Below are 22,721 nucleotides of genomic sequence, written 5' to 3'. Positions count from 1 at the left end.
CCGCAGGCGCCGTCGCAGCCACAGCCGCAGCCGCTCTGCTCGGCGACGGCCGGGACGCTGTCCTCCGCCTCATGGGTGGCGATATTCTTGGGGTCGCAGTACTCACACATGTTGGTTCCTTTCTTTTCTTTGTTGATCTGCACGAGCGGTACGTCGTGCAGACAGCCACAGAAGGCGCCGTGGCCCTGACAACCGCAGCCGCCGCCCTTGCCGTCGGCGTAGTCGACGAGCCGCTGACGAAACGACTGCAGCTCACCGATGCGGTGATCGATCTCGGTCACCTTCTCCTCGAGGAGACGGTGCAGCTCCGGCACAACCTCGCCGCAGCCGCTCTCGGCCGCGGCGATCAGCTGGCGGATCTCGTGGAGGCTGAAGCCCAAACCCTTGGCCTGCCGGACAAAGCGCAGCTTGCCTTCGTCCTCGGCGTCGTAAAGACGGTAACCAGCCCCCGTGCGCTCCGACGGCGAGACGAGACCGATGCGGTCGTAGTAGCGGACGGTACGGCTGGGCAGCCCCACAGCGTCGGCGACCTGCTTGACCGTTCGTTCCATAAACCCAATATAGACCTGACACCCAAGTGTCAGGTCAAGTGGTTATGGCGCGGAGATGTCCGCGCCCGCACAGATGGCTCCCGCACGGATCAGAGCGGTGCTCCAAGATGCCCGCTACGGCCGACCCATAAGCGCACGACGACGGTGTCCCCGCTCGCCGTTGCACGCTGTCGCCCTTCAGAGACAAACTTCTGTCAAACCCGGCAAATCGCGGGCAGCGAGATCCGCGGCGCTCGTACCACGCGCGTTGGCAAACGAGAACGGGAAGGACCACGAGGATCGGGCCCCGCTGGACGCATCGGATAAGGCCGCGGCGAGCTGGCACCGCGAGCGGCACAACCCGCCCGGCGCAGGCGTCGAACCACGACCCAGCCGATAGCCGACGCGTCGAGCGCCAGCAGCAGCGCGCCGACGACAGGGCCGAGCGGCCCGGCACGCACCAGGGGCCCACGACCAACCAACCGCAGCCGGGACCCAGACACCGCACGAATACAGACCACTTGAATAACGGCCGCTACCAGTAAGCGCCCCCCAGGGGAAGTCGAAGCGAAAGAAGAACTCAAACTCCTTCACCATCGAACACCTGGATTACTGAGAACATGCTGGCATCCGACGCCGAACACCTCACGGCACCTGGTGCAGGCCGCCGAACTCAACGCCCGACTTTGGGCGGCATCACCCCCGCTGAAGCCATGGAACGGCTACTATTTGAACCAAAAAAACCTATCGTTGCAACGACCGCCTAAATTCGCCGATCCCTCTGCGGGACGGTGTCCGCCTGTACGACCTGCCAAGGGCCTCAAGGTGATCTCGTGCTGAGGCCTGCCTGCGGTGGTCGGCAACTACTTGCTGCGCGCGGCCCATACTGTTTCGCGCGATAGAGCGATAGGACGGGCGGTGCTCTGCGCGTAGTGCTCTCCCCTGGCGGAAACAGCTATTGGCCAGTGCCCTTACCCTGCAGGGTTCCTTGGTTCCCGGCGTAGGCACATCAAAACGATGGGAATGAACAGCGCATACAGCAGACCGATGGCCTGAAGGGCGGACTGCGCAGCCAGCCCGCTGATGGCGATGACCAGAACATACCCGCCTGCCGCACCGAGTTTTCCCATGATCGACCACAGGGCGTAGACCCTGGCAAGCCACCCATCGGAAACAATCGAAGCGACCCTGGCATCGCTGAGAACGTCTTCGGGGCCGAAGGCGATGCCCCAGATGAACCAGGCTGCTGCGAAGACTTCCCACCGCGGTACCGAAACGCTCAGGGCAGTGATTATCCCGAATGCCACGGCCGAGAAAACTAGGACGCTCTTCAGCCGGATAGTCGACCAGGAGGTCACCCCGGCGGCCCACAAACCGACCAGTGCCCCGATGCCGTAGGCCGACAGCGCGAAACCGTAGGCGCCATCGGGGGCGTTGGGCAACCCGGCCAGGTAGGGCACCGCAAGTACGGTGCCGACAGCAACCAGGAACGATGCGCTGGCGGCAGAGAAAAACGACATCGTGACGACCGGCGAGAACCGCCCCTTCGGAGCCGGGGTTCCAGAGCTGCTCTTCACCTTGGCCTTCCGGCCCCCCGCTGCTTTCCGCCCTGCTGCTGGCATGGATTGTCTGGGGGCCAGCAGCGTCAGGGCGAGTACGAACGTGAGCACGTTGATGCCCAGCGCGAGTGTCAGACCTCCGAGTCCGAACAGGAGCCCTCCGACTGCTGGGCCGACCATTTGCGAAACAGTTTTGCCGCTCTTGCGTGCTGCTGCCAGCGATTGGAGGTCGTGCTTATATGAGGTCCTCAGGGCGGACTCGGCCGCCGGGTTGTCAAAGGAGCCCGCAGCGCCGACGATCACGCCGATCACCGCGAAGGCGGCCGGGTTTGTCCCCGGTAGGGGGATGAGTACTGCCACGAGCACGGCCCGTACTGCGTAGCTGGCCAGAAGCAGACGTCGCCGATCCGTGAAGTCCGCGATGGCTCCGCCGGCGGCCGCGAATAAGGTCCCGGCGAGCATTCGCCCGAGGAACGTCGAGGCCAGGGCAATGACGCTGTCGCTGAGGGCATAGACACCCAAGGGGACAACGACTGCGGTGATCCCATCGCCGAGTTCCGAAACAAGAAAGGCCGCCAGGAGGCGGCGGCTTCGCTTGTCCGTGAAGGGCCGGGCCAGTCGTTTGGAGCCTTCCCATCGGCCCGTCATGGATTTTGGTGCCGGGAGCGGCTCACGAAGGGCACTTCGGGGACGATTAGATGGTCATCCTGGGTGTGGAATCCGGTTCTTGATGAGCTCATGGTCGAAACCTATATCCTCAAGTGCACTTGAGAACCAGTCGGAATGCCCATAGGTTCGGTTCATGACCTCGCACACCACTGACAGGCTGCACATCACCCAGGTCTCGCGCAGGTCGGGGTTGACGACGGCAACCCTGCGGTTCTATGAGGAACAAGGACTCATCGAGGCTGCTGGACGCGTTGGTGGCAAGCGGGTTTATCACCGCCATATATTGCGTCGTCTGGCCTTCATCGCTGCGGCACAACGGGTTGGCCTCTCCCTGCCGGAAATCAGCGAGGCACTGGCGCCCATGCCCCTAGACCATGCGCCGACGCCGTCGGACTGGAATCGATTGAGCGCGCCATGGAAGGAGCGGGTCGACGCTGCCATCGCCGGCCTGCAGAACCTGCGTAGATCCCTCGATGACTGCATCGGATGCGGATGCCTATCAATGAAGACCTGCTCCATCCTCAACCCAGAAGACGCAGCGGCGGCCGAGGGCAACGGCGCTCGTTGGTTACGATAAGTTCGCCAAACCGGTTGCCGGTTCTCGGAATCCTCCGCACGGCGGCCGCGTGTCCGTATGGGGAACCCCCACCGAACACACCCTGCGCTGACCTGCACCGTTGAAATGTAGGGCCGGGCAGTGTGTCAGATACCCGGTTCGGTGACTTGTCCGGTGACGCGGGCCATATCTGGGACACTGCTTGGCATGTCCCAATTACTTATCGGCTACGCAAGATGCTCCACCGACCAGCAAGACCTCACCGCCCAGCGCGACGCCCTAACCAAGCTCGGTATCAACCCAAACGTATCTACGTCGATCACGGCCTCACCGGCACCAACAAAAACCGGGCCGGGCTGCGCGAAGCACTCGCCGCCTGCCGGGCAGGCGACACCCTGGCCGTCACGAAACTGGACCGGTTGGCCCGCTCCGCCCGCGACGCCCACGAGATCGCCGCCAATCTCGCAGACCGCGAAGTAAAACTCAACAACGGTGGCTCGGTCCACGACCCCACCGACCCCATCGGAAAACTGCTGTTCAACGTCCTGGCCATGGTCGCCGAGTTTGAAGCCGACCTGATCCGGTCCCGTACCCGCGAAGGTATGAAAGTCGCCAAAGCCAAGGGCCGGCTGCGCGGCAAACAGCCAAAACTCTCGGTTAAGCAGGAAGCCCACCTCTTTGCACTACACGCCGCCGACGGGCACACCATGTATGAGCTGGCCGAATTGTTCTCCGTCAGCCGCTCCACCGTCTACCGGGCGATCGAACGGGCACAGCGAAAAACGAGCAGTGCTGTCCAGCTCTGATACCTGTGCAGACGACTTCGAACATTCCGTGCAGTCGTCTTCGAAAAACGACATCTCCGGCAGAAATTGATCTGGTCGCTGAGTCAGCCCAGGTGGACGCAAGCGCTAAGACGAAGAAGCTCGACGCTCGACACCCAGGCTGATGCCACGGTAACCAAGGAGCGCGAGAAGCGCAGCTCGCCGATGCGGCTGGGTGCAATCTATGACGCACTGGGCCTCACCGACGCCTGGTCACAGGCCAACCGGGACAAGTTGACTACTGCTCGGATCGCTCACGAGATGACCAAAGCCGAGACCTCAGATCCTGAGCTGGGTTAGGTGGGAAAAACAAAGAGTGTGCTTACTCAAGGTGTGGCCGGGTTCTGTTATAAGTCTCCGCCCATGCTGGTATAAGAGCATAAACGGATTAGACTAAATACACGCATACGCACCGATCATCCGACGTACAGGAGAGCACTATGGCTACCATCACGGATCAGGATCGCAAGAAGAAAACTCTTCCGCTCCAGACCTATGAAATTCCCCAGGACGAGCAGTTCGACGGGGAAGTGATCGACGGCGAGATCCTCGAAGATGGTGATCCTGTGCAGTCTTCCCGAGCTGAGCCTGGGCCTGGTAAACAGAAACCAGCGGGATCGAAGAAGTCGGGGGAGCGTACAGCGTCACCAGGTGATCGACGTCGTCAGCAGCGCAAACAGTCTGATCAGCAGAGGAAGCAACAGCGCAGTCAGACCGCTGATCCGCTGGGTTCGACCAGTACCCGGAAAACTGCTGATACTCCGACATCGAAGTTGCGCCATGAGGTCGATGATGCCGGTAAGAGGTTCATGGAGGAGGTGCGTAAAGCGGATATCCTTGCGGCGAAGAAGACGTCGAAGGAGCGTAATTTGCAGCTCACCGGCATCCACAAGGGGTACGTGTCGATGATGGTGCTTTCCTGCATCCAGCCCCTGAGCCAGGGCGTGAACCCTCAGTCGGTGATGTCCGTGGTGGGTATGGGTTCAGCGATGTGGATGATGTCGCCGAACTTCCGAAACCAGGTCGGCGATTTTGCCGAGTCGATGAAGGAAACCATCACTTCCAAGATTGACGAGCGCAGGCAGAGTCAGATCGACAAGGTCATGATCACCGTCGGCGCCAAGGGTGAGGCAGGCCAGCGACTCTCACAGAAGTGGAAGAACAAGCTCGAACGTGCCGAGCGGGCAGAACGTGGCGACCGTGATGCTTACACCGCTCAGTCCGCAGGGATGACCGAAGTAGCCCTGACCGAGAACGCTTACGCAGCGATGCGAGTAGAAGGGGCCGATGTCAGTGCGATCGCTGATAACCACTTCTCAATGCTCAAGGATCTCTACGCTCACGCGTACGACGATGGAGTGGAGGCTCACGAGGTAGCCACGTCGGCCCGCATGGTGGTCGGACAGCGTCTGGGCGAAGAGCCGGAGCTGGCGTCGGTCTTCGACGAGCTGTCCCACGGACAGTTCACTAAAAGTGACCCTCGCGAAGTCAGACTCAGCGGCACCGATGAGACTGTTCAGGTGTGGACCGGAGAATTCGAGTCACGCCTCGGCCAGCCGATCGAGGCAGGGTCGTTCGGCGTTCGTCAGCCGATGGATGGAGGCCAGCACCAGAAAGCAATCTCCGAAACGATCACCGGGGACATGATTGCCCTGACCAGCGACCATGGTGTGGACGGGTTGAATATGGGCGTGGTCGGCTACGCCTCCGCCTGGGGTCTGAAGGAGCGCCCGGACTACGACGGTATGTTGGCGATGGACAACCCGCTGGGGGAGCGCCTGCGCACCTCACGGATCATGCTGAACACGATGAACTCGGACAACATTTCGTCCTCCGAACAGCAGAGAATCTACTCCAACGCCTACGTTGATGCCCTGGATAACATCAGCTTGCTTTATCCGGAGATCGAACAGGAATGGGCGGTGAAGTTCGGTGCCAACTGGCGCGAGAACATGCGCGACTTCGTCAGCAACCCCCAGCACTTTATGGGCGGGCCTGGTGGAGAGAGCGCAGCAGAGGGCGAGGACACCTGGGAGGCCGGTTCTGCCTGGGAAGCTGGACCCGCCGGTGACGGCAAGGAGAACAGCACAACAGGCCAGTCACAAGCTCAGCCGCAGCAGCCTGGTAATCCTGCCGCTGAAGCTGCACGGAAGCACCGCAATGCGCGGATCAACCAGAACTACAACGAGACCGCCAAGACCGGCGTTCATGGCCTGGGCTCGGATGCTTCGGATTTTCGTGACCAGGACTTCGAGCTCGGCGGCTAGATAAGAGCGCACAGGAATAAACACACGTCGGTTGAGCTACAGACCGGCGTGTGTTTCTGCATTAGAATCGACACATACATCAGTACAAATGAGGTGTTAAAACTTCATTCAAACGAGGAGGCAGTTATGGGAGTTTTGGGTTTCCCCAGCGGCAAGGATATGTCGGAGATGTTCGGGTATGTCACCGATGAGGATCGCGCGAAGTGGGATCAGCAACGGGAGGCGAACAAAGAGAAGCAGCCCGGCACTGCTGCGGACATGGCAAGTAAGTCAGTTGCTCCGGCGATGGACATGGCTAAGCAGGGTGTGCAGGCGCAGATGCACGGTGCACAGTTTGAAGCTCAGCGTGGTGCCCAGCCGAAGCAGAAGACGCGGGCGGTCCGGGAAACCGTGACTGAACAAAGCCATAACATCGACGCCTCCGACACCGGGTATGGACCGGAATTCTAACCCGCAATTTTCTCTCGAATATAAGCTTTGACGGCGTGTGAACATGCCGGATATACTCATATCCGAGAATATATGGAGGATATAAGTGACTCAAGAAGAGCAGCAAGAGCAGCAAGAGCAGCAAGAGCAGCAAGAACAGCAACGTGTCAGTAAACGTGAATACTTGGCGAGGGTCTCCGCGCGGTCGCGTATTCCGCTTCGGACGGTAACCCGCGTCTACGACACAGCTATGGAAGAGCTCATGGAAACCATGACGCGGGGCGATCAATTGATGCTCACCGGGTTCGGCAAGTTCTACCCCCAGGCACACAAGGGTCACCGGGTTCAATTCGCTGACAGCGGTACCGAGGAGATCGACGATTACCGGGTGCTGAAATTCTCTGCCACGCGTGGCGTGAACAGGTCTTTGGGTAATAAGCCCTCGGGTGAACGACCTGGTCCTCTTGACGAGTCAGATCCGAACCTCTTCAGCGACGTCGAGGATTACGACGAATCGGAGTTCGAGGAAGAGAAAGCGCCGAAGATTCGCAAGACGGCTGCACCGAAAAAGCCGGCTGGGTCGAAGTCAACCGTATCTGCGGCTGCCGCAGCTACCAAGAGTGCTCGGGCGAACCGTTCAAATCGAGCTATCTAGTTTCGACAAAAAAGAAGCCCCACCCGGATGACCCGGATGGGGCTTCTTTGTATCTGCTGGACTGTGGACGATTCTCTATTTGGCGCCCCAGAGTTTGTAACCGCGTGAGTGCGGGTACATCCGTGAGACAGCGAGAGTGGGTGTTCGGTTGCCGTCAAAAACGGTGGCGATCCCTGCGCTGACCGAGGACACCGAGATTATTCGGTTGCCGCTGCGTGGGTTCATGTCCTTCCACATCTGGCCTGGACGAATCAGAACTCCATCGCGGTTGGTGTTGAGTGCAGTCTCTGTTTCCAGGGCTTCCTGGTTTTTCTCTGCTTTGGTCCTGCGAGCCATAGCTGGCCTCTTCCCTCTTTGTCATTGGTGCGTGTATGTGTGGACAAACGGAAGAGGCCAGCGGGGTGGGGACACTAGACGCTGGGATCTTCCGGTGATTCTTTGGTCGGGGATGTCTCCTGCAAAACAGCAAGAGCCACCTTGGCGTCTTCCCTGGCAGCTTTGACTCCGCGACGCCATTCAGCGCTGTTGCGGACTTCGTCCCACTTCGGACGCGCGCCTTTCCGGACAGGTGATGACCTGTTCCAGATAGCTTCAGCTGCACGTTCTTCAGGGGTATCGACCGCGACGATAACCGGGTCGATGAGCCGGTCGTCTTCGACCTTCCGCCAGAGTCCGGTGGTGGTCCATTGAATGCCTTTGATGGTCTCTTCGATTTCGTCGGGCGTGTACCCTTCTTCGAGCATCTGAGACCGCTTGTTATTGATCAGTGCGAGTCTGACCGAATAAGCAGCACTGCGCGATACAAAAGGTCCGTACGCACGGTTGAAGGTGCTGTTGGCTGATTCTGGAATGGTGGCCCAGAGAATGTATTCCCCTGAAGCCGCCATATGAAGTCTTTTACCCATGTCGTGATGCCTCCCTGGTTATTGGGTTATGAGGTGAACCTCCAGTGCTGAACGGAACTGTGTCTGTTCAGCACTGGAGAACGGCGCAAGCAACAGGTTTCCTGGACGGAAGCTGCTGCACCGAGACCCACCGATATATCCCATGATCCCAGCCATTATCAATGTTCACCTACTTGGTGGCTACATCATTGCATTGCCGGGGGTTGCCAGCAGTATGCAGACACGGATATTTCCGTTTATCTTGATTCTTCGGAACCAAGGACAGTCACAGAAGTGACCGTTGGCCCTTCGTAACCTCCCCAGGGAGCGGGACCGTAGTCTGTTTGAAAAGAACCGTCCTTTGCCGTGAGATATTCACGGAACAAAGTGAGGAATTCCATGCTGGCTTCCGCCTGGGTCTGGCTGGTTCCCGGCTTGAGATCCAGGACGACGGACACCACGAGATGTGTGGTTTCAGGTACTGATTCTTCGGACGGTTTTTCGGGGCGGTGAACTGCTGCGTGGTTGCTCATGCTAATCCTTTCACTGGGTCCAATGGGTATGCGAGGGGTGCATCCTGCGCAGGTGCTGCGGTGCAGTGCGGTACATCTCTGAATGCGTGAGCATGGTTGCTCCGATCACCTGCTCGACGGTGGTCTCGGACCGATACACCTGATGAGGCGGCACACCGTCGAGCCTGTCGAGCTCGAAGACCCGGTCAGGTGAATGTGGCCACTGGGCCTCGTAGGAAGCCCACAGCTCGCGGTAGAGCGGCAACAGCTCACGCAGCATCTCTTCATCTGGTGAGACGACCCAATGGAACATCGTGAATTCTTGGAGCCTGTCGCCCTGGGGGAGCCCTTGGGTTCATAGATGCAGGAAAAGCCATCCGGAAACGTGATCGAGTGATACGCAGCCTGACGCAGTGTCTCGGGCCGAATGCGGTCTTCCCAATGTGGGGAAACCGCGAGCATGGCTGATTCCCTCAGCATCAGCTGAGGGTGCTGCACGGCGTCTGTGATCGTGGCGTCCTCGCCGAAGCGGGGCAGCATGTTCAATCCGCTGACGTCGTAGCTGTGTTCGCGTACCGATGTTGGCATAGGCGATGGACTTATCAGTTCCTTTCATCAGTTCAACGCAGTTTGACGGGCGTTCTCAGCACGCTCAGCATGACCTGCATCGTCGGAGAAGGGAATGAACCTGCGGTCATCTCGTATCAGTAGCGGCTACGCGCCAAGGCGCTTAAGTCCAAAATGTCAACGGTATGCCGATGACGCTATCGGGAGTGCCGATGCAGATCGGCTTGCGGATGAAGTCCTACGACGCCCTCTAGCTGATGTCATTCTGACTCTTCCGCGGGTCGTGAACGGAGCAAGAACGGTGCGCAGATCGCCATGATGGCCCCGGCGATCATGGCGCTGATTACGAGTCCTAGCCCTGGGCCGGTGGTGTCTGTGACAGCTCCAAAGATTACTGCACCGAGTGCTGCCCCGAGGTTGACCGCGGTGTTGATCCAACTGCTTGCTTCGGTGCCAGCCCGGGGGTCGGTGCGTGCGTCGGCCGCGAGGTATCCGACGATGAGCTGAGGTGCGAGGCAGAGCCCGCTCAGGGCGAAACCGATGAGTGCTGCCATGGTCCCGCCTATGAGTCCTGTCGCGGCGAAGATGAAAAGCGGCGCGAGGCTCAGGACAAGCAATTGCCGTTCCAGAACCGGCCGCAACTGCACTCGACCGTAGAGCAGACCACCGAGAGCACTCGCGCCCGCAAAGAGCGCGAGCAACACGCCCGACAATAGCGTGTTGGACGCCGATTCAGCCACAGCTGGTGCGGCGATTTCGATGCACCCGAGAATCACTCCAGGAGCGATCATTGCTATCACAATGGGCGGAAAACCTCGGGAACGCAGAGGGGAAGTAATCGGACGGGACTCGGCGTGCCCGGCCTTGTGCGAACCGCGCTGCTGACGGGAAAGCGGGCTAGTCACAAACAGTGCCGCGCCCACCGCCACGCAGCTCGCTGCGAGCAGAAGTGACGCGAAAGGATCGACGATCACTGCCAGAAGCGCCGCCAGCAGCGGACCGACCGCAAACGTTACTTCCTCTGCCACCGCGTCGAGGCTGAATCCACGAGTGCGCATCCCACCGACCGGCAACGCAGTCGACCACAGTACCCGCATGGTTGCACCAAAGGGCGGGGCGGACACCCCGGCGAGAACACCCAAGCACAGCAAAATTGGCAGTCCCGCCTCTGCTGTCAGTCCGAGAACGATGAGGGAGACGGCGTGTCCAATGCCCAGCGCCGTTAGCGGCACGATCTGTCCGAGCCGGTCGATTAGTCGCGCACGCCACGGCGTGGCCACGACGTTAGCGATTCCGAGAGCCGCGGTCACCGCTCCGGCGATCGCGAACGAGCCGGTGGCCTCTTCGAGCAACAGCACCAACGCAAGGCCAGAAGTCGCCAGCGACAGACGCCCGAGGACGCTTGGCAGGAAAGAACGAGCAGCGTGTCGCGTGCTCAGCACGGCTCGATAGGATGGTTGTTCAGTGGACATCACGGTCTCCGATGCGATGAACCCCTCGACGCAGGTCGGCGTGTGCGGAGAGTTCTTACCGTCAGGGTCTGCGCGCCGAAAATGGCGCGCACAAACCCGCCCAGGCCGGTGCCGAGAACTGCGAGGGGCGGGTCGCAGGACCGCTATACGAAGGAGACGATGAACATCAGGGACAGCCTAACGCACTCCTGACGCTGATAATGGCCCAGCCTCGACACGGTCTTTGTTTCGCTGCTGTGAAGGTTAATCTTCGATTTGTGCCCAATCGGCGTCGAAGTTCGAGGTTCTCGCCGTGTGCGGCCGCCAGAGCGTCCTGGAGGGTGCCGAGTTCGGAGCGGTGGCTGCGCCGCTGTTCTTTTAGCTGGGACGAAAGCGCGCGGATGGCTGCGGTATTGGTCGATGCATCGGGCTCCGAGGGCTTGGAGGCAGATGAAGCATGCGGTTTGCGCAGTTCGGCGATCCGTGACCGGAGAGCCGGGGTTTTGTAGAGAAAATCGGTTGAAATGCCGGCTCGTCTGGCGACGGCAACGAACGTGATGGGCTCGCCGGCCCGCGATAAGTCGCTCAGGCATCGGTGGCACGCTTCAGGGTGTCTTCATGTCGGGCCTTCGCCGCGCGGCTGAGGTGTTCGTTTATGTTGGGTCTTCCTCGTTCCCGCCTTTGGGTTGCCGTGTGGGTGCGTCGTTGGCGCCTGCGCCGCGTACAGCGTCGGAGGTGCCACTGACGTCCTTGACGGAGAGCAGGATTCGTCGCAGTGAGGCGCTTTCCGCTTCTCAGCCTTGGAACCAGACGTTGTCGGCGCTCATGAGAGTTCCGTACTTGGCAAGGAAAGCTGCTTTGCGCTGTTCGACCAGCTGCTCGGTGTCGGTGAGCTGGCGGCGCAGTTCCGGTTCGTGGCTGGCGTCGGTGACGAACTTGTCGCATGAGAGGCACGCGTTGCCACGGTTGCACACTTGTTTGGGTGGAAGCATGCACCAGCCATTTGGCAGGACCTCCAGGGCGTCTCCTTCAGACCAATGGCTGGTGCGGGTGCTGGATTCGACAGTTGTCTCAGACATGGGACAGTTCCTTCTCTTGATTCGGGGTGGAGGGGGTTGCGGTGAATTCGACGAAGCGATCAGCACCACCGCCTGGCAAACGGGACAGGGCCTTGCAGCCGTAGTTCTTCACCACAGGGGCTGGCATACCCACGAAGCGCACAGGAATCGTGGGGGACTCGCAGACTTTCCGCAGGGCACGCACTGCGTCCACTGGAGTGCCGGAGTAATCGACGAGGACGGCTGATCCGAAGCTGCGACCGGGCTTGATCGGCGCGGTCAGGGTCGGTTCCTCGGTAGATAAACGGTCGCAGGGAAAGCGCGACCGTGTTCGAGGGGAACTTTGCAAGTACGCGTCCGATGATCGTGGTGACGTGCTCAACAGAGCTGCTTGCTTGGTCAAGCGCGGCTGCGTTGGAGATTCGTGGTGGTCTCATTGCTGACCTTCTTTCGTGGTATCGGGGATGGACAGGTACGCCTGGACCGAGGCGTTGATGGCGTAGCAGGCTGCCCGGAAATGGATGGTGTGGTCTTGGAGGCTGTTCTCTCAGGAATCAGGGAAAATCTCTTCGTGCTCGGACAGCCAGTCACGGGCCGAAAAATGTCCGCATACGACAAAAGGTGCGACCGGATGGGTATCCAGCCGCACCTTGAGTGCTGTGGTGGCCTATGAAGCGCAGATTGTGGTCACTGCTGGGCCGTTTCCGGCCTGGATCGTGCTTGTCCGGCCCGAAGTAAGACCGGGAAGTCAGCGCATATTCTCATCGAGAATGAACATGAGAAGCCCAATGTGGGGGATGGCGATCACTGCGATGCCGACCAGCCACCCGCCCCAGTCGATGCCGAGGGGGTCATTGATCATTAGCGCTGCCCAGGATCGGCTCAACTGCGGTGATGAGAGGGTCGGCGAAGCCCGAGAGGAAACATAGCCAGATAATGCCCCAGATCACGGCCAGGATGATGGTCACACCGATCAGACGGCGGAAGTCGAGACCTCTTTGATAGCGGGCGTAGCGTTCATCTTCATGTTCTTGGGTTTTTCGGCGAAACATAGACGTACTCCTGAGAAAGGAAATGTGCTGGTTCTACTGCTAATTTATCGGTAGGTGCACATATCACCCAAGGAATTGTGTCTAGATCACCGGGTTTTCTTTGATTGTCACTGACAAGGTGTTGATGTCTTCCTCGAACAGCGCATGAATGCGGGGACTGTCGACATGGGTGTTGTCTGCACCCTCTTCGTCCCGGGTAAGTAACAGCCATTCGTCATTCTCGGGGTCGATGACCAGCACAGAGTGGCTCAGGGAGCCGTCGCTGGTGCTGAGCAGGATGTCGTCGCCTGCTTTGACCTCCAGGCCAAGGTCTTTGATCCTCACGGCAAGCATCACATCTGTGCGCAAGCCACCGTTGCGGGTCATGTGCTGGAGCAGGCCGTTATGGATAACGGTGCGCAGGGGATGGTCATCCTCCAGCGTCTCGGCGAGTTTGAACATGTTGGAGGCGTTGAGCTCCCTGGTGGTCATGCTCAGCAGGCGCGTGATGTCGTTCTGGGCATCAGCCATCGCCAACATGGCGTGGACGTGCGCTGATGCGATGGCCTCGGCGGTGCCGGCGGGTGGCCGGATGTCGCCCAGCAGGCCGAGAGCCTCTGCTCGGTGGTGGGCGCCTTCGGTGGAGGTGGTCTGCTGATCTTCAGCGTGTTCAGGCATGGCTGCCTTTCGGGGTCGGATTGATCGTGGTCAATGCGACAGTATGCGTTTCTTGCAGGCAGATCCATGGCCATTTTTGGATCGTGACCGGTGACCGCACTGCTGTTTGATTGGTACGTCAACCGAAGGGATGCACGAACTGTTACGTTCATATTTCTCGAAAATCTTTTGGCGCGATCAGCAGAGAATCTGTGACCAAAGCGTCGATCCGTAGATGTTCCGCGAAGTGGCTTACGAAGCGTTTAGTGCGTGAACGTCGGGAAACCCGAGCAAATGTTCGGTGCTGTGTGGAAAAACTTTTGTCAGGGTGTTGTCACCGGGTGCTTTTCAGACATAGAAAAAGGCCCTGCATCCCTTTGTTTACAAGGAATACAGGACCTTCATCGTTGGCGGTGACGGTGGGATTTGAACCCACGTTGGCTTTCACCAAACAACATTTCGAGTGTTGCACCTTCGGCCGCTCGGACACGTCACCAACTCCGCCACTTTACCCGGTCGGTGCCCCTGAGCCCAAAATGCAGCCGCCCCTCAAGCGAGTGCATGTGCGCGGCTGTGAAGGAACAGTGCTGCCACTACCGGTGGCCCGCGAAGAATTCCTTCAGTAGGGCGGCACACTCGTCCTCGCGGACTCCGGCATAGACCTCAACCCAGTGGTTCAGGCGACGTTCGCGCAGCACGTCGAAGACGGAACCTGCTGCCCCGGCCTTTTCGTCCCAGGCGCCAAAGACCACGCGGGGAATTCTCGAGAGGACGACCGCGCCGGCGCACATGGTGCAGGGTTCGAGCGTCACCACGAGAGTGCAATCCTCCAGCCGCCAGCTGGCGAGCTTTTGCGCGGCCTCACGGATGGCCAGCATCTCGGCGTGGGCGGTAGGGTCGAGCTCCGCTTCCCGCTCATTACGCCCCGTCCCCAGGATCTCGCCGTCCGGGCCGATGACGACTGCTCCGATGGGCACATCACCTGTCTTCAGCGCGCGCTTGGCCTCGTCCAGGGCAAGCCCCATCCAATCGGCGTAGCGTTCCATATAGTCCAGTCTGCCGGATGTCACCAGCCGTTCCCTATTGGATCGTCGGTAGGACCACCGCTGAATTATTGGCGGTGAGCACCACCAAGTCCTGAGCCACAGGGCGCGAAACCAAACATTAACGACGAAAGCGGCACAAATTTGTGCCGCTTTCGGATTTATCCTTCAGTTTCGGTGGCTCGAGGGGCCGGGCCGGACTACTCCCGGCGGAACCGCGAGATCATCGGGCAATCGAACGGATCACGCGCTGACAGGCCGACCTCATTCAGGTAACGGACCACAATCCCGTAGGACTTGGGCAACGAGGTCTCCGTGTAGGGAATCTTGTGATCGGCGCAGTATTCACGCACAATCTCGCTGGCCTTGGCCAGGTTCGGCCGCGGCATGTTCGGGAACAGGTGATGCTCCACTTGGTAGTTCAAGCCGCCCATCAGCGTGTCAATGAACTTTCCGCCGGTAATGTTCCGGCTGGTCAGTACCTGACGGCTGAGGAAGTCGGCTTTGCTGTCATGCGGCAGCACCGGCATTCCCTTATGGTTCGGCGCGAAGGATGCACCCATGTAGACACCGAAAACTGCGAGCTGGACGCCGATGAAAGCGAACGCCATGCCCACGGGAAGGAAGGCGAAGATCGCGCCTACATACAGACCCAGCCGGGCGAACACCACTGATATCTCGCGTTTGCGGCCCTTGACGTTGCCCTTGGCGAACAGCGAACGGATGGAGGTGATGTGCAGATTGATGCCTTCAAGCATCAGCAACGGGAAGAAGAGGTAGCCCTGCCGCCGGGTGAACCAGGCCATGAAGCCGGTTTGTTTGGCGGCGTCTTCGGGAAGGAAAGAAATGGTGTCCTGCGCAATGTCAGGGTCCTTGCCGATCTGGTTCGGCTTGGAGTGGTGCCTGGTGTGCTTGTTCATCCACCACTGGTAACTGATGCCGACGGCGGCATTGGCAAGGATGCGTCCGGCGCGGTCATTTGCCGGTCCGGACGCGAAAACCTGACGGTGCGAGGCTTCGTGCGCGAGGAAGGCCAGCTGGGTGAAGACGACGCCGAGAGCGCCTGCGATCAGGAGCTGGAACCAGCTGTCACCGAGCAGGACGAAGCCGGTGATGGCGCCGCCAAGCGAGATGGCAAGACCAATGAAGAGTGAGATGTAAAAGGAGCGACGACGGCGCAACAGGCCTGCGTCGCGGACGGTGCGCATTAGGTTGGCGTAGCTGCTGGCGGCAGCCGTACCGGGACTGGTGGCCGAACTGCGGCTCGTACGGAGTTTGGATTGTGCAGAAATACTCATACGGATCCTGGGGTAGTTTGAATGCCGACTTCCCAGCCGTGAAAACGGGCGAGTGCCCTGTAGATACCTGCTAGTCTATCTTGTTTGGCTGAACAACCGATGACATGGACCAATTTGCGGCGCATAACAGTTCCAGACGGAGAAGTGGTAAACGCTTCCAGTATTGTCGGGTAGGCTTGAAGGGTAGTTGTTGTGTTACGCATTTTATTTTTAGCTGCAGGCTCCTCCATCTGGAGGCTTGTGCTTCTCTGAACGGCGGATAAAGAACACCGCTGCAGTTGGTCCCGGAAAATCAGGGATCTCCAATCACCACTCTGGAGGAGTACAAAATTATGGCTACTGGCACCGTTAAATGGTTTAACAGCGAAAAGGGCTTCGGATTCATCGCCCCGGAAGACGGCAGCGCCGATGTCTTCGCCCACTACTCAGCAATCGATTCTTCGGGTTACAAGGAACTGCGTGAGGACCAGAAGGTTGAATTCGAAACGCAGCAGGGCCCCAAGGGTCTGCAGGCAGCGAACATCCGCTTCCTCTAAAGAACCTCTTAGCCGCCAGGGCGGGTCGCCCGCATCCTGGACACTGAGTTTGCACTAGTTGCACCCGGCGGAGCCGGCCTCTTCGAAAGAAGGGCCGGCTCCGTTCGTGTTTAACGGCTGGTAGGTTTTTACCCATGCGCGTACTCGTTGTTGATCATCCCCTTGTTGCCCACAAATTGACCGTTCTGAGGCAGAAGGAAACCTCATCACCGGTGTTCCGGTTGCTGACCGAGGAACTGGTGACGCTGTTGGCGTACGAGGCCACCCGCGACGTCCGCGTTGAACCGACGGAGATCGAAACCCCGGTGACCAGGACCGTCGGGACCGGGCTGACAAAACCGACCCCGCTGGTGGTGCCGATTCTGCGTGCCGGCCTCGGCATGCTTGAAGGCATGACGCGGCTGGTTCCGACCGCCGAAGTCGGTTTTCTGGGAATGGCCCGCAACGAAGAGACGCTGGAAGCGATCACTTATGCCGAGCGCCTGCCCGAGGATTTGACCGGACGGCAGATTTTTGTCCTCGATCCGATGCTGGCCACCGGCGGCACACTCCGGGAGGCAATCAAGTTCCTCTTTGCCCGCGGCGCCGCGGATGTTACGTGCATCTGCTTGCTGGCCGCACCGGAGGGACTTGAGGCACTGAAGGCGGAACTCGAGGGCAGGAACGTGACCATTGTGCTGGCTTCCATCGACGAGCGCCTCAACGAGAACGCCTACATCGTTCCCGGACTTGGCGACGCCGGCGACAGGTTGTATGGTGTTGCCAACTGACGGCGAAACGGTACGACGGCGTGACCACCGTCTTATGTGATAACGGTCACCTAGGCGCCGGATATCTCAGTATGTGGACATTTGGACCGTATGTTACTTGCGCGTTCGTTTTGTTACGGTGCAGAATCGAGGGGTGAACACCAACCCAACAGCACCTGCTGACGCAGTTATCCGGACCGGCTCATCCGCTGGCATGGACATGTGTTGTTGTCGAATGCACGCCTAACTTTCCACCCCAAAAGGTTCCAGGCAATTTCCTTTTCGCCCAATGGCGGGCTTCCACCCCGTTTTCCGTGGGCAAAAATTATGCATTCTTGCCGCGTCGACGGCCATTCACAATGAGGTAGCACCATGTCAGTGTCATCCGGATACGTCCACATCTCCCTCCGCAATCGCAATAACACCGGGGCCAATGCAAGGCAGCAGCCAGGCAACAGCTCCGGGTATGGGGCAGGATACGGAATCCAGTCCTACTCTCAGCAACCCGGTTACCGCCCGCTCCGTGCCGTGCCGCCGCAGGCCGCCGAAGCAACGCGCAATCCCGACAGCTCGCCCATGACGGCGCCGACCCAGGTTGTCGCTCCCGCAGGGGAGGACCAGGCCACGCCCGTCCGTTCAGTAGCCAATGACAACGTCGCCCGCGGGTTCGTCCTCTATGTCGGCCTTGACGAAGAAGCGGCAGCGGCCAATGGCACATCGCTGACGAAACTGGTGCAGGACATCCGTGCCTACGCCCAGTCACTGGTGCCGAATGCGCAAAGCTATGCTGCCGTCGCCCTTGCCCCGGCAGATGCCACAGGCAGCGACATCGACGTCGTCCGCAATGCCCTTGGCGATCCCACTGCAGCCAATGTCCGGGTCGAACCGGCACGCGCTCCGCAGCTTCCGCAGGCACCGCGTCCCACAGGTGTACTGATCGACCTGTCCCGCCGCGAAGTTCATCTCGACGGTGACACGCTCAACCTGACGTTCAAGGAATTCGAGCTGCTGAACTACCTGGTGGAAAACGGACAGCGCACCGTTGCCCGCGAGGAACTGCTTAGTGGCCTGTGGCGGAATGCCGACGAGATCCCGAATGAGCGGACGATCGACGTGCACATCCGCCGCCTGCGCTCGAAGCTGGGGCGGCTCGCCAACACGGTCCGCACGGTCCGTGGGCAGGGATACCGCTTCTATGAGCACCCCGAGGTCGTCGTCTGGGCCGCTCCGGAGTACTCGATCTAGCAGCTTTCAGGATCTGGGCGGTGCGTCGGTGGTGAACCGGCGCACCACTCTTGTCTGCGAGGCGACAGTGACAGACTGGTAGGCATGAGCCAACACCACCTGAAGAAGCTGATCCTGCTGCGCCACTCGAAAGCTTCCATGCCCGGCCATGTGACCGATCATGACCGTCCGCTGTCGGATCAGGGCCACGCGGACGCCCCGGAGGCGGGCAAGTGGCTGGTGGAGCATAACGCGGTGCCGGACTTCATCCTCTGTTCCTCCGCGCTGCGGGCGCGCCAGACCTGTACCTGGATCTGCCAGGAACTGGGGGAGAAGGCGCCGACGGCGAAACTTGAGGATGGGCTCTACGACGCCTCCGAAACCCGGATCCTGACCATGATTAACCATGTGCCCGAGACGGTGACCTCGCTGCTCGTGATCACGCATCTGCCGGCCGTGCAGGCCCTGGCCCTGCGACTGGCCGCCGACAACTCAGACGAGGAAGCCTACACGGACGTTGCGCTGAGCTATCCGACCGGCGGCATCGCCGTCCTGGAGCACGACCTGAAATGGGCAGAACTGGACGACCGGGACTGCAGGCTCACAGCCTTCGCCGCGCCACGGGCATGACGACTTGGTGTCAGCCGTGATCTGCAGTTGCCGAGAGAATGTACAAACCGCGTTATAGGGTGATGGAACGACCGGCTGCTCGCCGATGAGTGGTGGGCCAATTTCGACTCAGGGGGAAGTAGTGGAATTTTCGGAGCGCTTAACAGCATTGGCCGCAAAGGTTCGGCAGCAGCGGGGACAGATCGAAACTGAAGAGGCGACAAAGAACGCTTTTGTCATGCCGTTCATCTCCACGATCCTAGGTTATGACGTTTTCAATCCTCTGGAAGTCGTGCCGGAGTTCACGGCCGACGTTGGCGTGAAAAAAGGCGAGAAAATCGATTACGCTGTCATCCACGATGGCGTCGTACAGATCCTCATCGAGTGCAAGAAGTCCAAAGAGCCGCTGCGCATCGAGCACGCTTCTCAGCTTTTCCGATACTTCGCCGTTACAAAGGCTCGGATAGCGGTACTCACGAATGGTGAGGTGTACGAATTCTTCACGGATTTGGACGCTCCTAATCGCATGGACGCTAAACCATTCTTAGTGCTTGACCTGAACGACATCGACGAGTCTCTCATCCCGGAGCTGATGAAGCTCTCAAGGGACGTTTTCGATCTGGATTCGATCATTAGTGCTGCTGGTGAACTCAAGTACATTGGCCAGATAAAGCGGACTATTGGTTCCCAGTTCAAGGAACCCGAGGACGACTGGATAAAGTTCTTCACCACTCGGGTTTACGACGGTCCCTACACTCAGAAGGTCCGTGAGCAGTTCACCGGACTTGTAACCAAAGCGACCAAGCAGTTTCTCAGCGACCAAGTAAATGAGCGGCTAAAAACCGCCCTCAGCGCTCCAAACGCTTCTACTTCCAGCGACGCTGAAACGCCGGCTCCTGTGACCAGTGAGGAGGCAGTAGAGAAAGATCTGTTCGAAACTGGCCTCGAAACGACTTTGGAGGAGCTCGAGGGGTATCAGATTGTCCGTGCAATAGTTTGCAGCGATGTGAGTCCGACACGCGTCGTTAAGCGGGACGCAAAGTCTTATTTCGCAGTACTGCTCGATGACAATAACCGCAAACCGATCGCACGGCTTCATTTCAATCGTGGACAGAAGTACCTGGGTGTGTTCGACGAAAGCAAGGCGGAAACACGCATCCCAGTTAGTGCCGTTCATGAAATCTATGAGCATGCCGACAAGCTGCGAGCCAGCGTCAGAGGTTACCTGGAGGCAGCTTAAGCTTCTGGCTTGGGGAAGCGCTCGTCACAGCCCGTACTTCTCCAGGAGCCGCAACCAGATTTCGCTGATCGTCGGGTAGGCCGGTACGGCATGCCATAGCCTCTTCAGCGGAACCTGACCGACGACGGCGATGGTCGCTGCGTGCAGCAGTTCAGCCACGTCCTGTCCGGCAAACGTCATACCGGCGACGACCTTGCGGTCCTCATCAACCACCATCTGTGCCCAGCCCTTGTAGCCGTCGGCCTGCAGGGCGGAACCGGCGACGGCGATATCCAGCTCCGTTGACGAGGCATTCATCCCCCGCTGCCTGGCCTGTTCGAGGGTCAGCCCCACCATAGCCACCTCGGGATCGGTAAAGACGACTTGTGGAACGGCACAGTCGTCGGCGGTGTGCGCGTACCGGCTCCATGAGTCCACGTCGTCCGCCAACTCCGAGTCCGCGCGGGCGACAATGGCGTCACCGGTGGCACGTGCCTCGTACTTGCCCTGATGCGTCAGCATCACTTTGCCCGCGGCGTCGCCGACGGCATACAGCCAGCCGGCGCCTTTCACCCGGCCGGACACATCCACGGAGAGTTCCTGCGGTTCAATACCGACGACATCGAGCCCGAGATCCTGCGTCGCCGGATGGCGCCCTGTCGATACCAGCAACTGGTCGGTGTCCAGAGTCGAACCGTCCTTCAACTCTAGATGCACGACGCCGTCATCACTTTGGCTGACGGAAGTCGCCTCCATGCCGGTGCGGATATCGATTCCCTCTTCGCTCAGCGCGGCCGAAACCAACGCGCCGGCCTGCTCCGGAAAGGTGTTCAGCAGGGATCCGCGGACAATCATGGTCACTTCGGAGCCCAATCGGGAGAAGGCCTGCGCCAGCTCGGTCCCGGCCACTCCGCCGCCGATCACGGCAAGCCGCGGCGGAATCTCCTGCGCCGACGTCGCCTCGCGGGTGCCCCAGTACGTCACCGCGTCCAGACCCTCGATCGGCGGTACGGTCGGAGTGGAGCCGGTGGCGATAACGACAGCGTGGCGCGCGGTAATGCTGGTGACGTTGCCGTCGTCGTCGTTGACCTCCACTTGCCGCTCGCCGCTGAGACGACCACGACCGCGGACAAGCTCGATACCCGCTCCGGCAACCCACTCGGCCTGGCCTGAGTCGTCCCAATTCGAGGTGAACGAGTCCCGGCGCTTCAGGACCGCCTGCACATCGAGCCGGCCGTCCGCTGCTTCGCGTGAACCGGCCACCGCCTGTGCGCCGTGCAGCGCGATGCCTGGACGCAGCAGCGCCTTCGAGGGCATGCAGGCCCAATAGGAACACTCACCGCCCACCAGCTCGGACTCGACCAGAACCGCTTTCAGCCCACCTTTGACGACGCGGTCCGCGGCATTTTCGCCGACTGCTCCGGCGCCCAGGATGACGACGTCGGTGGAAAGCTGCGATGAAGTGTCTGTGCCCATAGAACGAGACTGTCACCGCGATGCAGGAGTGGCAAGAGCCGCACCGGATCCGTAGCGCCGCACGCCCATTGATGGAGCCGGGTCAACCGATATATGTTTAGAGGCCATGGGGGAATCAGAGTCCAGGAGAGAGGGACGTGATCTCACCGGCCACTCCGCCGCGCTTCAGCGCCCAGACGCGGTTGCGCGCCCTGCAGACGGACATCATGGAACTGATCCTGGCCCGCGAGCTGGACGTGGGCGATTCATTGCCCACCGAGAGCGAGCTTTGCCTGGCACTCGGCGTCGGCCGTAATACCCTCCGCGAATCGTTGAAGGTTCTGCAGGCGGTTGGCGTGATCGAAATCCGCCACGGGTTCGGCATGTTCGTGGCGCCGTCAAACTTCGCCGCGCTGACTGACGGGCTGACCTTCCGCGGGCGGTTGTCACTGCGGCACCAAGGAGTGGAAGCCCTGGAGCTGATCAATGCCCGGCAAACTGTTGAATCCGCCCTGATCGACGCCGCCATGGACTCAATGGATACAGCGGATCTGGAAGCCCTCGAGGCGGCAGTGGACCGCATGGAGCAACTCGCCTTACAGTGCGAAGATACTGCAGAAGCTGAGGAGGAATTCCATCGCCGACTATTCCAGCCGCTGGGAAATGAGTTTCTGACCCATCTGGTGGGCGTCTTCCGGCATATTGACCTGAAGATCCAGCAGGACGACGGCGGTTCCAGCGGTGATCCGGCGGCTGCGGCGGCGTTGCACCGGGAGATTTTCCAAGCTGTGGCCGACGGCGACAAGGCCGCCGCCGTGGGCCGGCTCGGCCAGCATTTCGATGGACTGCGGGAAAAGATCAACGGGATTCTTGCCGTGGCCGACGAAACTTAAAGCAGAACACCCCGGCGGTGCTTTCGCTGCCAGGGTGTTCTTCGAA

Annotated in this window: 24 protein-coding genes, 1 tRNA gene and 1 pseudogene; 12 read left to right on the top strand and 14 right to left on the bottom strand. The window is 60.0% G+C overall.

Translation table 11 applies throughout. From position 1 onward, the window contains the following. Both Y707_RS28880 and Y707_RS0107685 read right to left on the bottom strand, forming a co-directional pair. Positions 1-551: MerR family transcriptional regulator (locus Y707_RS28880; RefSeq protein WP_051441759.1), on the bottom strand; the 551-nt coding region annotated here is incomplete at its 3' end. A gap of 950 nt (positions 552-1,501) precedes the next feature. Then, entirely contained in the window at positions 1,502-2,737 is a 1,236-nt protein-coding gene (locus Y707_RS0107685; protein WP_026534633.1) for an MFS transporter, read from the bottom strand. 154 nt (positions 2,738-2,891) lie between these two features. On the opposite strand from Y707_RS0107685, the gene soxR reads away from it, so the two are divergent. The 6 genes and pseudogenes from soxR (at position 2,892) to Y707_RS29660 (ending at position 7,489) form a co-directional block, all read left to right on the top strand. Next, on the top strand, positions 2,892-3,335 hold the full coding sequence (gene soxR / locus Y707_RS0107680) for a redox-sensitive transcriptional activator SoxR (protein WP_026534632.1): 444 nt from the start codon (positions 2,892-2,894) through the stop codon (positions 3,333-3,335). Between the two features lie 186 nt (positions 3,336-3,521). Further along, positions 3,522-4,120 (top strand): annotated as a pseudogene (locus Y707_RS24345) (recombinase family protein). 183 nt (positions 4,121-4,303) lie between these two features. Continuing rightward, positions 4,304-4,438 carry a hypothetical protein gene (locus Y707_RS33140; RefSeq protein WP_275451198.1) on the top strand — a complete coding sequence of 45 codons (135 nt, stop codon included), beginning with the start codon at positions 4,304-4,306 and terminating at the stop codon, positions 4,436-4,438. Positions 4,439-4,578: 140 nt separating this feature from the next. Further along, complete coding sequence (locus Y707_RS0107665) at positions 4,579-6,405, top strand: hypothetical protein (protein ID WP_026534631.1); 1,827 nt, start codon at positions 4,579-4,581, stop codon at positions 6,403-6,405. 126 nt (positions 6,406-6,531) lie between these two features. Then, positions 6,532-6,855, top strand: coding sequence for a hypothetical protein (locus tag Y707_RS0107660; RefSeq protein WP_026534630.1), 324 nt, complete (start codon positions 6,532-6,534; stop codon positions 6,853-6,855). An 85-nt stretch (positions 6,856-6,940) separates the two neighbouring features. After that, positions 6,941-7,489 carry an HU family DNA-binding protein gene (locus Y707_RS29660; protein ID WP_081744712.1) on the top strand — a complete coding sequence of 183 codons (549 nt, stop codon included), beginning with the start codon at positions 6,941-6,943 and terminating at the stop codon, positions 7,487-7,489. A gap of 75 nt (positions 7,490-7,564) precedes the next feature. On the opposite strand, the gene Y707_RS0107650 is transcribed toward Y707_RS29660, so the two are convergent. The 11 genes from Y707_RS0107650 to Y707_RS0107590 all read right to left on the bottom strand — a co-directional run bounded on the left by Y707_RS0107650 (position 7,565) and on the right by Y707_RS0107590 (position 15,990). Beyond that, complete coding sequence (locus Y707_RS0107650; protein WP_026534629.1) at positions 7,565-7,825, bottom strand: hypothetical protein; 261 nt, start codon at positions 7,823-7,825, stop codon at positions 7,565-7,567. Positions 7,826-7,899: 74 nt separating this feature from the next. Beyond that, the gene (locus Y707_RS0107645; protein ID WP_155852815.1) at positions 7,900-8,394 is read right to left on the bottom strand and encodes a hypothetical protein; all 495 of its coding nucleotides are present in this window, start codon (positions 8,392-8,394) and stop codon (positions 7,900-7,902) included. Between the two features lie 236 nt (positions 8,395-8,630). After that, positions 8,631-8,906, bottom strand: coding sequence for a hypothetical protein (locus Y707_RS0107640; protein ID WP_026534627.1), 276 nt, complete (start codon positions 8,904-8,906; stop codon positions 8,631-8,633). Positions 8,907-8,916: 10 nt separating this feature from the next. Beyond that, the gene (locus Y707_RS0107635; protein ID WP_026534626.1) at positions 8,917-9,198 is read right to left on the bottom strand and encodes a hypothetical protein; all 282 of its coding nucleotides are present in this window, start codon (positions 9,196-9,198) and stop codon (positions 8,917-8,919) included. 514 nt (positions 9,199-9,712) lie between these two features. Then, positions 9,713-10,894, bottom strand: coding sequence for an MFS transporter (locus tag Y707_RS24335; protein WP_216699227.1), 1,182 nt, complete (start codon positions 10,892-10,894; stop codon positions 9,713-9,715). A gap of 803 nt (positions 10,895-11,697) precedes the next feature. Continuing rightward, positions 11,698-11,982, bottom strand: coding sequence for a hypothetical protein (locus Y707_RS0107625; RefSeq protein ID WP_026534625.1), 285 nt, complete (start codon positions 11,980-11,982; stop codon positions 11,698-11,700). 830 nt (positions 11,983-12,812) lie between these two features. Continuing rightward, on the bottom strand, positions 12,813-13,013 hold the full coding sequence (locus Y707_RS24330) for a hypothetical protein (protein ID WP_216699226.1): 201 nt from the start codon (positions 13,011-13,013) through the stop codon (positions 12,813-12,815). Between the two features lie 81 nt (positions 13,014-13,094). Continuing rightward, positions 13,095-13,670: a hypothetical protein gene (locus tag Y707_RS0107605; RefSeq protein ID WP_026534622.1), complete on the bottom strand. Its 576-nt coding sequence runs from the start codon at positions 13,668-13,670 to the stop codon at positions 13,095-13,097. A 387-nt stretch (positions 13,671-14,057) separates the two neighbouring features. Continuing rightward, positions 14,058-14,145, bottom strand: a tRNA-Ser gene (locus tag Y707_RS0107600). 97 nt (positions 14,146-14,242) lie between these two features. Then, positions 14,243-14,695, bottom strand: coding sequence for a tRNA adenosine(34) deaminase TadA (gene tadA / locus Y707_RS0107595; protein ID WP_026534621.1), 453 nt, complete (start codon positions 14,693-14,695; stop codon positions 14,243-14,245). Positions 14,696-14,892: 197 nt separating this feature from the next. Further along, positions 14,893-15,990, bottom strand: coding sequence for a fatty acid desaturase family protein (locus Y707_RS0107590; protein ID WP_026534620.1), 1,098 nt, complete (start codon positions 15,988-15,990; stop codon positions 14,893-14,895). Between the two features lie 332 nt (positions 15,991-16,322). Here Y707_RS0107590 and Y707_RS0107585 point away from each other — a divergent pair, with 332 nt between their 5' ends. The 5 genes from Y707_RS0107585 (at position 16,323) to Y707_RS0107565 (ending at position 20,348) form a co-directional block, all read left to right on the top strand. Then, positions 16,323-16,526 (top strand): cold-shock protein, encoded by a 204-nt coding sequence (locus Y707_RS0107585; RefSeq protein WP_026534619.1) that lies wholly within the window; start codon positions 16,323-16,325, stop codon positions 16,524-16,526. Positions 16,527-16,660: 134 nt separating this feature from the next. Further along, the gene (gene upp / locus Y707_RS0107580; protein WP_026534618.1) at positions 16,661-17,296 is read left to right on the top strand and encodes a uracil phosphoribosyltransferase; all 636 of its coding nucleotides are present in this window, start codon (positions 16,661-16,663) and stop codon (positions 17,294-17,296) included. Positions 17,297-17,647: 351 nt separating this feature from the next. Further along, a complete protein-coding gene (locus tag Y707_RS0107575; protein ID WP_026534617.1) occupies positions 17,648-18,520 on the top strand; it encodes a winged helix-turn-helix domain-containing protein in 873 nt (290 codons plus the stop codon). An 84-nt stretch (positions 18,521-18,604) separates the two neighbouring features. After that, positions 18,605-19,129 (top strand): SixA phosphatase family protein, encoded by a 525-nt coding sequence (locus Y707_RS0107570; protein WP_026534616.1) that lies wholly within the window; start codon positions 18,605-18,607, stop codon positions 19,127-19,129. Positions 19,130-19,250: 121 nt separating this feature from the next. Continuing rightward, positions 19,251-20,348, top strand: coding sequence for a type I restriction endonuclease (locus tag Y707_RS0107565; RefSeq protein ID WP_026534615.1), 1,098 nt, complete (start codon positions 19,251-19,253; stop codon positions 20,346-20,348). 24 nt (positions 20,349-20,372) lie between these two features. Here the strand turns inward: Y707_RS0107565 and Y707_RS0107560 are convergent, their stop codons facing one another. Beyond that, positions 20,373-21,803: a dihydrolipoyl dehydrogenase family protein gene (locus Y707_RS0107560; RefSeq protein ID WP_026534614.1), complete on the bottom strand. Its 1,431-nt coding sequence runs from the start codon at positions 21,801-21,803 to the stop codon at positions 20,373-20,375. 137 nt (positions 21,804-21,940) lie between these two features. Here Y707_RS0107560 and Y707_RS0107555 point away from each other — a divergent pair, with 137 nt between their 5' ends. Then, on the top strand, positions 21,941-22,675 hold the full coding sequence (locus Y707_RS0107555) for a FadR/GntR family transcriptional regulator (protein WP_026534613.1): 735 nt from the start codon (positions 21,941-21,943) through the stop codon (positions 22,673-22,675). Positions 22,676-22,721 lie beyond the last annotated feature (46 nt).

The organism is Arthrobacter sp. H14 (assembly GCF_000520495.1).
In the GTDB taxonomy this organism is placed as follows: domain Bacteria; phylum Actinomycetota; class Actinomycetes; order Actinomycetales; family Micrococcaceae; genus Arthrobacter_C.
Note: the sequence above shows the minus strand (reverse complement) of the source record. Positions and strands in the feature narration are given on the sequence as shown.